This window comes from Nodosilinea sp. AN01ver1, from assembly GCF_050565655.1.
GTDB lineage: Bacteria > Cyanobacteriota > Cyanobacteriia > Phormidesmidales > Phormidesmidaceae > Nodosilinea.
Map to the genome: position 1 here is coordinate 1 of NZ_JBNXVS010000052.1, position 12,586 is coordinate 12,586.

Genomic DNA, 12,586 nt, shown 5'->3' on the forward strand with positions numbered 1-12,586 from the left:
GCCGTGGACAATCTCTTTGAGCTCATCGCCTCGTCGGGGTGCTCGCCCCCTGCTCTTTTACCGGCATAATCCTGGAGCTCTGGAGGCTTTCTCATTAAGCCTCCCTTATCGCTGTGACCAATTACGCCAAACCTACGAAGATGAGCCGATGTCCCAGCAGTAAATCGCAACTCAGTATAGCTAGTCAGCATTAGAGCCGTCAGAAAGAACAGCAGGAAGAGGCTGAGGACAAACCATAACCTTCACAGTCGGCAGTTCTCCCCAGTGGGTCGTGTACCTCTGTGAGAAGTAGTCTGACCGCATGGCCCAGGTAGGCTTCAGGCCCATTGCGCCAAACTTGACGGCGTCAGGGCTGAGCTTGCGGTTGAGGTTGTCCACTGTGGCCATCAGGCGTTGGCCTCAGGCCGGTCCTTGACCATCGCGCTTCTCTGTATCCACCGGGGCTGCAAACAAACTGCCCTGCACCTCGCCTGCCGGGCTTAGCTCAGTAGCGATGACTTTGGCTTTCAGATACTCATAGCCTGGGGTGAAGGCGGCTTCGGCCAGCCTCATGGCCTCGCTTCGGGCGATCGCGCCACCACACAGCCATCGTTGTTCGAGAGCACCACCACTGGCTTGCCCGCCAGGTCAGGCCGAAAGAGCTTCTCACAGGAGGCGAAAAACGAGTTGCAGTCCACCAGGGCAAACATGGCTAGACCCTAGACAGAATAAGGGGTTACAGCATTAGAGGTCGTGCGAGGTAGATGCAATAGTATTTCTGTACTATATTCTGTGGTGGGCAGGGTCCTACTGTCTTACGAGACGGTTTTATCGTCACCAGGGTCGAGGCTTGAGCAACCGCTGTCTTAGCCACTGCGATCGCCAAGAGGTGTGATCTCAGTCAGTGTCATGGCCCTGTAGCCTCACGCAAGGGTCTCAAAACTATCACCACCCCAGCAATACCGCCGTCACCCAGCAGGTTGAAGATTCAGGCGACTATTAGGTTATCGAGACAAACCACCCGTCACTCAGGAGCCCCCAGCTATGCAACTTTCCTTCCTCGGTAAATCCTACGAAGCTTCTACCCCCGCTGTGGATGCGATCGCAACTGGCGAAACCGCAACCTTCATGGGTCGGCCCTACGCCCGCAAGCAGTTCACCGTTGCTCAGCGTCAGCAATCCACAGCATTGACCTATCGCGGCGTTCACTACACCCGATAGACCACAGTTTTCCTCCTCTAGAACAACGACCTTCTACCCCGCTGGCAACAGCGGGGTTTTTTGTAGGGTTAAACCTTGCGAATAAGAGTAGTGACCACGCCCCAAACCTCCATCTCTACCGCTTCTTCTGATTGATAGCCCGTAGCAGGCCCTAGCTTATCTTGCGGCTGGAGACTGTCCCAAGCATGGCTACAGGCGGTCAGCATTGTCCTAAGCGAGCTGGCCAGCGCTATGATACTCAATGCCAAACACAGCTTTTTGAGAGACAGCTAGCCCAGCAAAAAACGCTCTGGCCAAAATGGTTTGGGGATAGGGGTTTGAGCTGAACCTGCAATCTGCTCGGCAACGGCCTTCCCTGCGGCAATGGCCACAGGCATTCCATGCCCGGTATACCCGGCTGAGATGTATTCCCCTGGTCGGCCCGGTAGCTCTCCAATCAAAGGATTTTCATCGGCAGTAAAGCCCATGATGCCCGTCCACTCGTACTCAATGGCTACCTCTTTGAGGGACGAAAACGTGTCTCGCAGAAAGGCTTTAAGGCCCTCGCCCACTAAAGGTTCCAACGTGGAGTCATCCTCAAGACCAATTTCTTTAGTTGGCGACTTCCACCGCATTCCACCAAAGATGATTCGTCCATCCTGTCGCTGAATAGCGTATCCAGTGTCATTGCTTAGGCACCAGTCAAAATCGAATAATTGGGATGTTGGAGCGGTGGCAACCACCTGCCCCCGGACAGGTACGATCACACCCTTGAGTACTGGCAGCAGATGATAGGTCAGAGCATTGGTGGCATAAACTACGGCCTTTGCCTGGATCTCTCCCTGATTGGTCGTGATCCTAAATTCTTTTGCCTGCCGGGTAACAGCCTGAACCTCTATCTGCGTCTGAATGTGGGCCTGTTGCTGTTGAGCGGCTTTGGCAAGACCTACAACCAATTTGGCCGGCCACAGTTGCGCATGATGAGGCTCTACAGCTGCTGCCGAAAAGCTTGAACATTGAGTATTTCGCTCAACCTCTTGCTTCCCCCAATACTTTATAGCCAAGCCATGAGACATCATGAGTTCACAGCTTTCCTGAAGGGATTGGGCCTGCTCAGGAGTCATAGCTAAGTAAGCCAACCGATTAAACCGAAGATCACAATCAATGTTGTGCTGCTCCGTTAAGTCCTTCAACAGTTCAGCGCTCTGCCGCGTAAAGTTCCAGAGAGCAAGGGTATTCGCTACGCCATGAGCTGCCACAGAATCCTTAAAACTTTGGTTTGTACCAAAGACAAAATGCCCGCCGTTGCGTCCTGTTGCGCCACAGGATAGCTCTCCACGCTCTAAGACGACAGAATGTAGGCCCAGGCGACTCAACCAGTAGGCTGTACTAATTCCAGTAATTCCACCCCCGATAACAACCACATCAGCGAGATTGGGCAGGTCTTGCCCAGACTGAAAGCTAAGTTCTTGAGGGTTGAGCCAGAAGGAGACGGCACGACTCGTCATGGTTAGTGACCTAGAGGATAGCGTTTTATCCTTTCTACCCCATGATCCATAAGAAAACCCCTGTCGTGGCTACCCAATAGCGCTCGGCGGGGGCTTTTTAGTAAATGCATCTACCTGGGCTTAGGTTGCCCAGAGCAGGAAGACAATGCTCTTGCAGAGCGGCTGGGCCAACGCTTGAGAATTAGCGCCAAGACCGGCAGTACGCCTATCGGCTTAGCCGCGCTCCCGCAGTAGCAGCATGTCTTGGGTGGTGAAGTGCAGCCACTGGATGGCCTCTTTCAGGGGCCTGGGTTCCAGGTTGTGGGCCACCATTGCAAAGCTGGTCACTAGCTCGTCGCTGAGGCCCGATTGAATGTAGTCGCGCCAGTTCGCGCCCAGGCCTGCTCTGAAGTGCTCGATCGCCATCCGCAGGGTGTGATTTTCAGGTCGGTCAAAGTAGACCATCTCTACGTCTAGAATTGGCGCGGCAACCTTCTCAAACTCGGCCAGGGAGTTCTGGATGACGTTGATCCGTTGTTCGGCGGTGATGGTCATAGCGCCTCTCAATATCCAAGTTCTAGTGGGTTAGCTTGAGGGTCATCCGACTCAGAGCCGTGGAGGGGCTGAGGGTGGCCACCTCTGTCAGGGGAACCCAGGCCAGGTCGTTAGATTCCTCAGAGACTATATATGCCATAGATTTGGCCACGAGCAAAAACCGGATGTCGTAATGCACGTGGGGCGGCTCTTTGGCTGTGTTGATGGGGTGGTGGCCGATGTCGAAAATGGTGGTCTGTAGGGGCTCGATCGCCTGAATACCCGATTCCTCCCTGGCTTCGCGCAGGGCTGCTGCCAGTAAGGATTCATCCCCTGCATCCACATGACCGCCCACCTGGAGCCAGCGGTTAAACTTGCGGTGATGGGTCAGCAGCACATGGGATTTTGCTGTATTGACCACCCAGGCGGAGGCGGTGAGGTGGCCCACGTAGTTGTCGCGCGGCCAGCAGCGATCGCTTTTTCCCAGAAATGCGAGCGTGGCGGCGATAGACTCGGCCTCGGCTGGGTCGAAGGGGCTGTGGGATGCGATCGCCTGGGCACAGATCTGGGGGTTGATCATCGTCTAGGGTAGGTGCTGGTTCAGTTACCGATGGAGGGTGAGTCTGCCTAGTCTAGTGGCTTTAGAGGGCGGCAGTGAGCGATGGTCTTGCCAAGACGATGCAGCCCTACCTTTGGCGCTCACCATTCGGCTTTTTACAAAAGGCTGTGGATCGCCGCTGCTGCCGCTTCTCCGGTGCGCACGGCACCGTCGAAGAACCCCGGCCAGCGCTCGGCCATTTCTGTACCGGCCCAGTAAATTCGACCGACCGGGGCGGTGAGGGCTTCGCCGTAGCTAGTCCACACGCCCGGAGGCATAAAGGCGGCGTAGCCACCCCCAGTCCAGGGCTGGCTGGGCCAGTCGATTTCGTCGTAGGTGACGGGCGTAAGGGCTGGCTGGCCAAAGTAGTTAGCGAGGTCGGCAAGAATGGCGGCCCGGCGGTCGGATGCCTCCATAGATCGCCAAACTCCATAGCGATCGCCCACGACAAAGGCCGCCATCACCCCAACGCCGGTTTCTGGGTCGGAGCTATCGGCACAGAGTTCAATCCACGGGCCGTTGCCGATCGCCAGACCCGCCAGCCCCTGCGATCGCCAAAAAGGCCGCTCATAGGAAACCAGTATCTTGGCACAGCAGCCCATGGGCACTCGCTGGGTCAACTGGGCTCGCATCGGCGGCATGGGAGGATCGTAAAAAATGCGGCCCGCTAAATGGGGGGGCATGGCCACCACGGCATACCGGGCGGCGAAGCGACCTCTTGGGGTTGCAACCTCAACCCCCGTCTCGTGCTGGTTGATGCTCAGAACGGGTTCTCCCAGGCGAATGTTTTCGCCCAGCTCAGCCGCCAGCCGGGCTGGTATTTGGCCCGCCCCACCGTGGATTAGCTCGGCCTCTGGATACTCGGCCTGGGACGCGCAGGTGTGCCCCCAGAGCACATGCAGGAGCGATACCTGGCTTGGCTCTGCAGGCCCCAGGAAGCCGACCGTACGCGCCATGTAGGCGAAGTACCAGTGCCCAAATGCCGTTGTTGTATTCGCTTCAATCCACTGGGCAAAGGTCTGGCTGTCTAGCACTAGCGTGTGCTGATTGCGGCGAGGGTGGCCGGGGGGCAGGGTTTTAGCCAGGGCTTCAAACCGCTCCCAGGCGGCCATCGCATCCTGCCATTCTGCCTGGCTGACCTGGGGGGGCTCTCCTTCGGGAAAACCCTCGAAAAAGCCGTCAAACTCGTAACGAACGCCGTCAAACAGCAGCACTTTCTTGCCTTCGACAGAAAAGGGAAACCGACGAATGCCATACTCATCCAGCAACGCTAGAAATCGATCTTGAGTCGGCCCTACCCACTGCCCGCCAAAGTCAAGCCACTGCCCCGATGGCAACTGCCGACCTACCATCCGGCCCCCCAGGGTCGCTTGCGCTTCAATCACTAAAACGCTGTGCCCAGACCGATGCAGGTTGCGGGCCGCCACCAGTCCAGACAACCCGGCTCCAACGACAATGCAATCGTAGGCAGTTGGCATACTGGCATCCTAAACGTGGCAAGAGCCCGCCTGAGAAACCCTGAGTTTTGACAAAGAGCGTCGTCAATGGCAGGCGTAGACCCCAGCACTTTAGCCTACTTGGGGCAGACTCAGCTAGAACGACCATTCCGCCCCTAGCTCGCCTAGCCCACAACGGCACCGCGATCGGGGTTAGGAATCGTAGTCAGCTTTTCGCGGCCAATGGCGTCGTGACTCCGCAGGGTTTCCATATCAATGACGTGGCGAAAATCGCTGCCGCTGCTGCTGGCCAGGGTGTCAAACACGTCGTTAATGTCATCGATGCCGACCATCTTAATCTTGGGCGAGATGTTGTGTTCGGCGCAGAGATCGAGCACTTCCTGGGTTTCAGCGATGCCGCCAATCAGTGAGCCCGCCAGCGTAATGCGGTTTAAAACGAGCGGGCCGGGAGAGAATTCTGGAAAACTGATCATATTGCCGACAATAATCAGCGCTGAGTTGGGCTTCATCAGCGCAATGTAGGGGGCAATGTCGTGGGCCACAGGAATGGTGTTGATCATCATGTCGAGGCTTTGGGCGGCCTCCTGCATCTGAGCTTCATCGGTGGAAATGACAACTCTGTCGGCACCCAGCTTGAGAATGTCATCTTTGGCGTCGGCACTGCGGGTAAACGCCACCACCTCTGCCCCCAGGGCTTTACCAATCTGCACAGCCATGTGGCCTAGCCCACCGATGCCGACCACCCCTAACCGCTGGCCCTTTTGCAGGTGCCAGTGCTTCATCGGGGCGTAAACCGTAATGCCGGCGCAGAGGATTGGCCCCGCGATCGCAGGATCTAACGCATCGGGAACCCGTAATACAAACTCCTCACGAACAATAATGTCGGTTGTGTAGCCACCGTAAGTATTGTTGCCGTCCGGGATTTTAGAGCCGTTGTAGGTGAATGTGCAGCTCTTCGGCCCCAAGCAGTAGTTTTCCTCGCCTGCTTTGCAGAAATCGCAGACCTGGCAGCTGTTGACCATGCAGCCCACCCCCACGCGATCGCCTGCCTTAAATTTGGCCACCCCGTCACCTACGGCAGAGACCACGCCAATCACTTCATGGCCTGGAACGCAGGGATACAGGGTATTGCCCCAGTCGTTGCGGGCCTGGTGCAGATCGGAGTGACAGACGCCGCAGTGGGTCACGTTAATCGCCACCTCCCCAGCGCCGAGATCCTTGCGCTCAAACGTAACCGGGCCGAGCAAACCATCAGCACTTTGCAAGCCAAAACCAAATACTTTCATGTTTTATGTCCTGTAGGTCGTTGCGGTAGCCACCAAAATCCCAAACGGCTGTGTCCGGGAACGCTTTTAATCTTTGTCGTAGTAAAGTCAACGCTAAGACCGCCGCCCAAGAAACTACCCATTGAAAGATATGGCAATCTACCCCAGGTGGGCCGGTGATTTCTGTAGTGCAGACAGCCCACAACCCTCTCCCCTGGCGTCAGCGTCTCCTGATGCCGGTCGGACTCGACCTCCTTTGCCCTCGACGTTAGCAGCCAGCCCTTGAGGCAATCTCACAAGCCGCTGATGAGGAAAGCTACCCGCTGTGGAGATAAAACGGCAGGCACTCAGAAATCGGGCTCCTCGTCAGCGGCTATGATTCTATGACGCAAAGCGCCAAAAAGGAGGCAGGTGAAGGTTGTGGCAATGCCTAGTAGAGTGAGGCCCGTTGAAGAAGCGCTGCCGGGTCATAAGCGCTATATCGAACTGCACCAGCAAGGCTGGGACAATGGCGCGATCGCCGACGAAATGGATGTATCGCGGGAGCGAGTGCGGCAGGTATTGAGCTTCTACGGCCTGAAAAGCGTGAAAAGCGCGTCCCGTACCGTAGCTGATAAGCAGATCGTCGACGCGATTTGCCGTCTGTATGACTTTGAAGACCTGAGAGAGATTGCCAGGAGTATGCGAGTGGCGACATCGGCTCTGGAAGAGGCCGTTCGGCAGCGAGACCCGGTGGCGCTGACGCTGCGGGCTCAGCAGCAGGCCGAAAAGCACAAGGCGGCCCTAGAGCAACGCCTGCAGGAGAAACTTGCCTACTGGAAGTCGGTCAGTCCGGTTGGCTTGCTAACGGTAACGTCGATGTGGCGCGATGAGTTTGGGGGGTTTCGCGCTGGGGCTCGGTGTGAATGTGGCCGCGAAACCAGCGTGCGTTTAGAGTACTTAAGACGGGGTCTGGTGCTGTCCTGCGGCAAGCCAGGGTGTCATAGCCAAGTGAGAGCCTCGGGGGGTGCATTGAAGGCCAGGGCGCGTCAAGCTGCTAAAAATGAGCCCAAACGTCGCGCCACAAAAGTGTGACCAGGCGCAGGTGTGCGTTGCTCAAAACTGGGCCTTGGGGGCGATCGCCCCGAAAGCTGACCTGGCGAAATTAGCGAGGCCGTTTGACGAGCGGCAGGTCGCCCCTAGCGCAAACAGCTGGCCCGCGAGGGGAAATGGCTAGCTCACAGCAGCGGCATGCCGGGTAGCGGCGCTAAAGATTGGCACCAGGCTATACCCCTCGGGTACCCACTGCCAGAGTTCTTTCAGCTCTTTTGATGCAGGCGGCTGGCCCAGCCCCAGACGGGCCAAAATAACGCGAATAATGACCTGGTTAAAGTGCCTGGGAAATCGATACTGCTCCTGGGCGTGGTCTAGAAAGAACGTTTTGTAGTAGGTCTTGAGACGGCCCTCCAGCTGGGAAATTTGCTCCAGAAAGACCTCAACCTCCCCCAATCGATGCCGATGATGGCTTAACAGCAGTTCGGCAGCATTGTTGAAATGCATGCCCTCATCTTTGACCAGGTGGTGGCCGATCTTCTGAATATTTGGCCCAAAATGTCGGTAATATTCGGCTAAATCTCGTCGGTAAGAATAGACCGAGCCAATCTCATCAAACATCAGCGTCACCAGCAGCGTAAATTCGTCTTGCAGCGCAAATTGCAGCGGCTCAAAGTCATGAACCCGTGCTGAAAAGGAGCGATCCATATCGGCAAAACTGACCCCCGACAGGCTGTGGTAGGTGCGCCGCAGGGCTTCGTAGTGCTTCAGCTCATCCGCCAGCCAGAGCCCCAGCATGGCTAGAAAGTCTGACGTCATCTCTGCCCGGCGCGACATCACATAGTCGTACAACGACTGGGAGTCGCCTTCTGAGTAGACATCTCGACTGAGCAGGCTGCAAAAGTTTTGCCAAACCCCCTCGGGGGCATGGGCAAAGTACGGTTCTGGAACGGCGTAATCGAGGGGTAGAACCCGATCTAAAACCCAGTGGTTTTGCCCCAGTTTGGGCCTGCCTACCAATGCCATTGCTCTCACCCGTAAAAAGACTGCATGTTTGCCCCTGGTCTAAACCTCGATCTAGACCTCGATTTACATACCGGCAATGTAAAGCCCATCGTCGGAGACAATGTGGGGAATGATCAGGCAGTGGCGTCCGGTAATGCGCGAGGTGTCACCGCGCAGAATAATGCCCGCCGCCTCGCCGTTGATCACCCAGCTGCCGACCATGTAGTGGTAGCCAAAGGCCTGGGGGAGTTCGATATAGTCCTGAATGACAAACCCTTCTGAACCGTAGCCGAGGGCATCCCGTTTTTCCAGTTCGCCGACCCCCGTTTCAATCGAGGTGCCCACCCCTTCTAGCCCCAGCATGGGCTTTTTGACGTGCATCTCCAACATTAGCTTGGTGGCCTCGGGAGAAATATCGCTGTCGAAGTAGGTGGCCAGCAAGTAGGGGCGGTAGTCGGAGTCTTGGAACTGGTCCCACATCAGGGCCATGGCCCCCTTATTCGAGAGCACCTGCTTCCAGAGCGGTTCGATCACCTTGACGTCTCCGGCTTCCAGGCGACGGGCCAGGGCAGGAGTGGCTTGGGCGTTGGCCATGTCGTTTTGAATGTCAGACCAGTCGTAGATTTTCCACAGCACCGGAATGCGATCGTTAACGTGATCGATGAAGTAGCCTTCTTCATCGAGCCCCAGCCCCCGCTGCACCGCCTGGCCCTGCTCATCTTGCAGACCCCGCAGGTAGACAATTTGGGTGTAGATGTCGCTATCCACCTCGTCGTGGAGGATCTGGATTAGCTGCATGGCCATTTCCAGGTCTTCCTCCAGGTTTTCATCGACTAGGAAGGAGATGCCCGTTTGGCGCAGGTTGTAGGCCTCGGCAATGCGCCGCCACTGACCAGCCACCAGATCCCAAAACTCGTTGAACTGGCTGGCGTCGTTGGGCAGGGGAAACGGGCCGCTCTGGTGGTTGCGCTTGTAGTCAACCAACCAGTTCCACTGATAGATGGTTTCGGCCCCCAGCAGCGGCGTTTCGCCGTTGATCTCAATCAGCTTGATCTGACCGTCTTCGGTGACCACCAGATCAAATCGGGTGCAGAGGGAGAGGTCTTCTACCGGGTCGGTGCGATCCCAGCTGGCCTTGATCGCAGGCCAGTAATCGGGGCGAATTTGCAAGCTGGCCAACCGGCGATCGACATCCCCCGGCTGATCTTCGGTAAAGAACCAGTCGAGAAACTCGACGCACAGCTGCCACAGCTGCTCGGTGGCGGCGGCGATCGCCGTTTCTTCCTGGGTGTCAAACTGGAGGGCAAAGGGCTGGGGCAGGGCCTCGACCCAGTACTGCTGCTTTGGATCGCTCAGCACCTCGCTCTGGTAAGCATTGGCCTGGATGTGCTCTTGCCAGTGGCGACGCCGCACTACCTTAAAGGGTCTCATAGGCGACTACTTTCCACCCCTACCTGTGCTTTTGAAGGTTGAGCCAAACCCCTGGCTGCTGCGGCCGGTAATCGTACCCCTGGCGGCGGTGCCTGGGGGGCGTTGGGGTGCGGCTACGCTGGTGTGGCGCGGCACCGATACCGGCCCTGGGCTGGTTGTGGGAACGGTGCGTCCGAAGGGGGTCACCACCTGCCCCGGCTGACGGCTGCGGAAAACGGTGTGGGGTTGATAGACGCTGCGGTTGCTGCCGCCAAAATTGAGATAGACAAAGCTGGGGGAGCCGTAGGGGTAGAGGTAGGTGCCGCCATAGGCCGGTCGGTAGCCACTGGTTTCAGCACCGGCGGGCGTAGCTTCGCACTGCACCCCCTCAGCCTGGCAGTCTGCCAGGCTGGCATAGACCGGAGCGGTGCGATCGTGTTCCTGCAGGGCGGCCTGCATCTGTGGTGCGCAGTCTTCGACCTGCATGACCGGCGGAGTGGGGGGCTGGGCCAGTTGATTTTGCTGGTGGGCCTCAAGTAAGACCTGATATTCTTGCTGCTGTTTGGTAATGTCGGCTTCGCACTGCTCCGTGGTTTCGTAAAACACCGCCGGAACCGCCTCGTCGGCGTTTTGGTCAGTAACCGTGCCGCCGCCGCTGTTCGGTTGGGTAGACGGTCCGCCACACCCGGCTAGCAGAGAAGCAAACACCGCCGACAGCACCAAACTGCTGTGGAGCTGCTGCCGGTAGATAAAGCGGATTTGCAGAGGCTGGGAATTGGGTTTTGGATATGCCATACAGTCTTGCTAAAGCCGTGAGCCGTCATCAAGCTTTCCCACTATAGCCAGCCAGCCGAATGGGGTTGGCAATAATAAATTCCTGCAACAAACTCCCAAATTGCCCCTCAAATTTCCATGCCGTCGCTGTTGACTGACTCAACCGGGCTAACGGTTTCTGGAGGCATACTGGGGTTTGCAGAATCAAGCTGTGCTCCCATCTGTTTGAAACCGTCAACGTAGACCGTGAAGGCTCGCAGGCTCTCGCCTGTTTAGCCTCAGGTCTGGCGGTACTCTATCTGCGGAGCATAGACGGTGACAATTCCAGGGATGGCGGTGGCAATGGTGAGTGCCCCGCCGAAGTCAGTCTGGCTAGAGGACAGGCCCGCCATCAGATCGACATCCACGCGATCGCTTGCCAGATCCCAGAGGGTGGGCAGGGTGACATTGGCAAGGCGCAGGGTCAGGGCAGGATGCCCCCCAGCCCCTACAGCTCCTGCATCTCCGTCGAGATGAGACGAACTGGCGGACTCCAGCAGCTGATAGAGCACCTGGGTATTGGGGTAGCGTTGGCGAGTGCTCCAGAGCTGATGGGGGGGCTGCTCTAGCAGATAGACTTCCCCAGTGCCGACCTCGGTCAGCCAAAGCGCTGGGTCGCTGGTACTCACCAGCAGCCAGTAGGGCTGACGGTAGAGCACCACCGGGTCTGGGAAACGGACGGTAATCCACTGGGGAGAGGTCGCCCCTTGCAGGGTCTGGCTCACCTGGGTCAGCGACGAACTCGGCAGCTTTCCGTCGTCGAGGCGCAGGTCGATGGTCAGGCTGGTCTGCGATCGCAGCCGCAGCAGCCCTAGGGTGACGCCGCTGTAGCGGGTGGCTACCGGTGGCGTAAAGCATAGCCCGCCCCACTGCTGGGGCAACAGCGCTATGCCCTGGCGCTGGGTCGGCGGGGTTTGGGTTGCGGTCGTTAGCGAGGCGGTGGAGAGCTGGGAGCCTTTGAGGCTGACGCTGAGCTGTAGCGAGGCCGCCTGCACCTGGGGAGGCAGGGTCAGGGCGATCGCCTGGGGCCGCAGGTCATCGCCCTGGAAGCGCAGTACCTGCTTGGCGGGGGTGGTCGAATTGGGGGTAAACCCCTGGTAGGCGCGGCGGTAGTCCAGCGTCGCCTGGGTGATTTCAACCCGACAGGGGGCATCTGACTCGGCCACCAGGTTGAAGCTCGCCAGTGACTGCCTGGCTAGAAAGCGCTCTAGCGCTTGAAAATCGTCGTCAGCAAGATTTACCCGACTCTGGGCACTGCTGGTGGTCAGCTGTCCGGGGGCCTGCCAGAGGGAAATCAGCGAGTTGCTCTGATCCAGCAGGCCCAGGCGGGGGGTGGTGGGGTAGCTGGTGAACCACAGCTGAGCAATCTGGCTGCTGGTGAGCGAGCTATCGGCCCGCTTGAGCACAAACTGGCGATCGGTAAACTCCTGGGGGAGAGTGATCTCGCCGCCGCTGATGGTGGCCTGGGTGGTGGGCTGCTCGGCGATCGCGCTACCATCGACCCGGTGTACCGTGATCAGGCCCGACAGGCCGCCCGCGAACCTGACTCGGTGCAGGCGCAGGGGCACGGCCAGATCGACGCGCACCCCGCCCCCCTGATTGCTGCGACTGGCGGTGACCACCGCCCCGCTGGCCAGGGCGTTGAAGGTGAGAGGCAGAAATTCGGCCCGGATCTGAGCGCCGGGGGCGACCTTGAGGATGCCCTGTCCTGGGGGCAGGGCGAGGCTCCATACCCGACGAAAGCTCTGGCGGGGGGGCTGGCCTGCGGTCTGGTCTAGGGTGTGGGTACCGAGGGGAAGGGCCATA

At 58.2% G+C, this 12,586-nt stretch carries 13 protein-coding genes and 1 pseudogene; 2 read left to right on the forward strand and 12 right to left on the reverse strand.

Features of this window, described 5'->3' with window-relative positions:
- Window positions 1-180 precede the first annotated feature (180 nt).
- The 3 genes and pseudogenes from ACQ4N7_RS25895 to ACQ4N7_RS25905 all read right to left on the reverse strand — a co-directional run.
- The gene (locus ACQ4N7_RS25895) at window positions 181-387 is read right to left on the reverse strand and encodes a DUF4113 domain-containing protein (protein ID WP_430714333.1); all 207 of its coding nucleotides are present in this window, start codon (window positions 385-387) and stop codon (window positions 181-183) included.
- A gap of 12 nt (window positions 388-399) precedes the next feature.
- The gene (locus ACQ4N7_RS25900) at window positions 400-552 is read right to left on the reverse strand and encodes a hypothetical protein (RefSeq protein WP_430714334.1); all 153 of its coding nucleotides are present in this window, start codon (window positions 550-552) and stop codon (window positions 400-402) included.
- Window positions 553-554: 2 nt separating this feature from the next.
- A pseudogene (locus ACQ4N7_RS25905) lies at window positions 555-689 on the reverse strand (Y-family DNA polymerase); the annotation flags it as partial.
- A 334-nt stretch (window positions 690-1,023) separates the two neighbouring features.
- On the opposite strand from ACQ4N7_RS25905, the gene ACQ4N7_RS25910 reads away from it, so the two are divergent.
- Entirely contained in the window at window positions 1,024-1,200 is a 177-nt protein-coding gene (locus tag ACQ4N7_RS25910; protein ID WP_430714335.1) for a DUF4278 domain-containing protein, read from the forward strand.
- 269 nt (window positions 1,201-1,469) lie between these two features.
- On the opposite strand, the gene ACQ4N7_RS25915 is transcribed toward ACQ4N7_RS25910, so the two are convergent.
- From ACQ4N7_RS25915 to ACQ4N7_RS25935, 5 genes are all read right to left on the reverse strand, one after another.
- Complete coding sequence (locus ACQ4N7_RS25915) at window positions 1,470-2,687, reverse strand: NAD(P)/FAD-dependent oxidoreductase (RefSeq protein ID WP_430714336.1); 1,218 nt, start codon at window positions 2,685-2,687, stop codon at window positions 1,470-1,472.
- A gap of 213 nt (window positions 2,688-2,900) precedes the next feature.
- A complete protein-coding gene (locus tag ACQ4N7_RS25920) occupies window positions 2,901-3,221 on the reverse strand; it encodes a hypothetical protein (protein WP_430714337.1) in 321 nt (106 codons plus the stop codon).
- 22 nt (window positions 3,222-3,243) lie between these two features.
- Window positions 3,244-3,780 (reverse strand): NUDIX hydrolase, encoded by a 537-nt coding sequence (locus tag ACQ4N7_RS25925; protein ID WP_430714338.1) that lies wholly within the window; start codon window positions 3,778-3,780, stop codon window positions 3,244-3,246.
- A gap of 134 nt (window positions 3,781-3,914) precedes the next feature.
- A complete protein-coding gene (locus ACQ4N7_RS25930) occupies window positions 3,915-5,276 on the reverse strand; it encodes a flavin monoamine oxidase family protein (RefSeq protein WP_430714339.1) in 1,362 nt (453 codons plus the stop codon).
- Window positions 5,277-5,419: 143 nt separating this feature from the next.
- On the reverse strand, window positions 5,420-6,541 hold the full coding sequence (locus ACQ4N7_RS25935) for an NAD(P)-dependent alcohol dehydrogenase (RefSeq protein WP_430714340.1): 1,122 nt from the start codon (window positions 6,539-6,541) through the stop codon (window positions 5,420-5,422).
- A gap of 405 nt (window positions 6,542-6,946) precedes the next feature.
- Between ACQ4N7_RS25935 and ACQ4N7_RS25940 the strand changes: the two genes are divergently transcribed.
- Window positions 6,947-7,594: a hypothetical protein gene (locus ACQ4N7_RS25940; protein ID WP_430714341.1), complete on the forward strand. Its 648-nt coding sequence runs from the start codon at window positions 6,947-6,949 to the stop codon at window positions 7,592-7,594.
- 138 nt (window positions 7,595-7,732) lie between these two features.
- Here the strand turns inward: ACQ4N7_RS25940 and ACQ4N7_RS25945 are convergent, their stop codons facing one another.
- The 4 genes from ACQ4N7_RS25945 to ACQ4N7_RS25960 all read right to left on the reverse strand — a co-directional run bounded on the left by ACQ4N7_RS25945 (window position 7,733) and on the right by ACQ4N7_RS25960 (window position 12,585).
- Window positions 7,733-8,578, reverse strand: coding sequence for a hypothetical protein (locus ACQ4N7_RS25945; RefSeq protein ID WP_430714342.1), 846 nt, complete (start codon window positions 8,576-8,578; stop codon window positions 7,733-7,735).
- Between the two features lie 63 nt (window positions 8,579-8,641).
- Window positions 8,642-9,988 (reverse strand): glutathionylspermidine synthase family protein, encoded by a 1,347-nt coding sequence (locus tag ACQ4N7_RS25950; protein ID WP_430714343.1) that lies wholly within the window; start codon window positions 9,986-9,988, stop codon window positions 8,642-8,644.
- Between the two features lie 6 nt (window positions 9,989-9,994).
- Window positions 9,995-10,762, reverse strand: coding sequence for a DUF1190 domain-containing protein (locus ACQ4N7_RS25955; RefSeq protein WP_430714344.1), 768 nt, complete (start codon window positions 10,760-10,762; stop codon window positions 9,995-9,997).
- A 257-nt stretch (window positions 10,763-11,019) separates the two neighbouring features.
- The gene (locus ACQ4N7_RS25960; RefSeq protein WP_430714345.1) at window positions 11,020-12,585 is read right to left on the reverse strand and encodes a hypothetical protein; all 1,566 of its coding nucleotides are present in this window, start codon (window positions 12,583-12,585) and stop codon (window positions 11,020-11,022) included.
- Window position 12,586: the final 1 nt, after the last annotated feature.

What these genes read in the sequence shown, in the direction of transcription:
- ACQ4N7_RS25895 (WP_430714333.1), bottom strand. Translation starts at nt 387, where the DNA reads ATGGCCACAGTGGACAACCTCAACCGCAAGCTCAGCCCTGACGCCGTC.
- ACQ4N7_RS25900 (WP_430714334.1), bottom strand. Translation starts at nt 552, where the DNA reads ATGAGGCTGGCCGAAGCCGCCTTCACCCCAGGCTATGAGTATCTGAAA.
- ACQ4N7_RS25910 (WP_430714335.1), top strand. Translation starts at nt 1,024, where the DNA reads ATGCAACTTTCCTTCCTCGGTAAATCCTACGAAGCTTCTACCCCCGCT.
- ACQ4N7_RS25915 (WP_430714336.1), bottom strand. Translation starts at nt 2,687, where the DNA reads ATGACGAGTCGTGCCGTCTCCTTCTGGCTCAACCCTCAAGAACTTAGC.
- ACQ4N7_RS25920 (WP_430714337.1), bottom strand. Translation starts at nt 3,221, where the DNA reads ATGACCATCACCGCCGAACAACGGATCAACGTCATCCAGAACTCCCTG.
- ACQ4N7_RS25925 (WP_430714338.1), bottom strand. Translation starts at nt 3,780, where the DNA reads ATGATCAACCCCCAGATCTGTGCCCAGGCGATCGCATCCCACAGCCCC.
- ACQ4N7_RS25930 (WP_430714339.1), bottom strand. Translation starts at nt 5,276, where the DNA reads ATGCCAACTGCCTACGATTGCATTGTCGTTGGAGCCGGGTTGTCTGGA.
- ACQ4N7_RS25935 (WP_430714340.1), bottom strand. Translation starts at nt 6,541, where the DNA reads ATGAAAGTATTTGGTTTTGGCTTGCAAAGTGCTGATGGTTTGCTCGGC.
- ACQ4N7_RS25940 (WP_430714341.1), top strand. Translation starts at nt 6,947, where the DNA reads ATGCCTAGTAGAGTGAGGCCCGTTGAAGAAGCGCTGCCGGGTCATAAG.
- ACQ4N7_RS25945 (WP_430714342.1), bottom strand. Translation starts at nt 8,578, where the DNA reads ATGGCATTGGTAGGCAGGCCCAAACTGGGGCAAAACCACTGGGTTTTA.
- ACQ4N7_RS25950 (WP_430714343.1), bottom strand. Translation starts at nt 9,988, where the DNA reads ATGAGACCCTTTAAGGTAGTGCGGCGTCGCCACTGGCAAGAGCACATC.
- ACQ4N7_RS25955 (WP_430714344.1), bottom strand. Translation starts at nt 10,762, where the DNA reads ATGGCATATCCAAAACCCAATTCCCAGCCTCTGCAAATCCGCTTTATC.
- ACQ4N7_RS25960 (WP_430714345.1), bottom strand. Translation starts at nt 12,585, where the DNA reads ATGGCCCTTCCCCTCGGTACCCACACCCTAGACCAGACCGCAGGCCAG.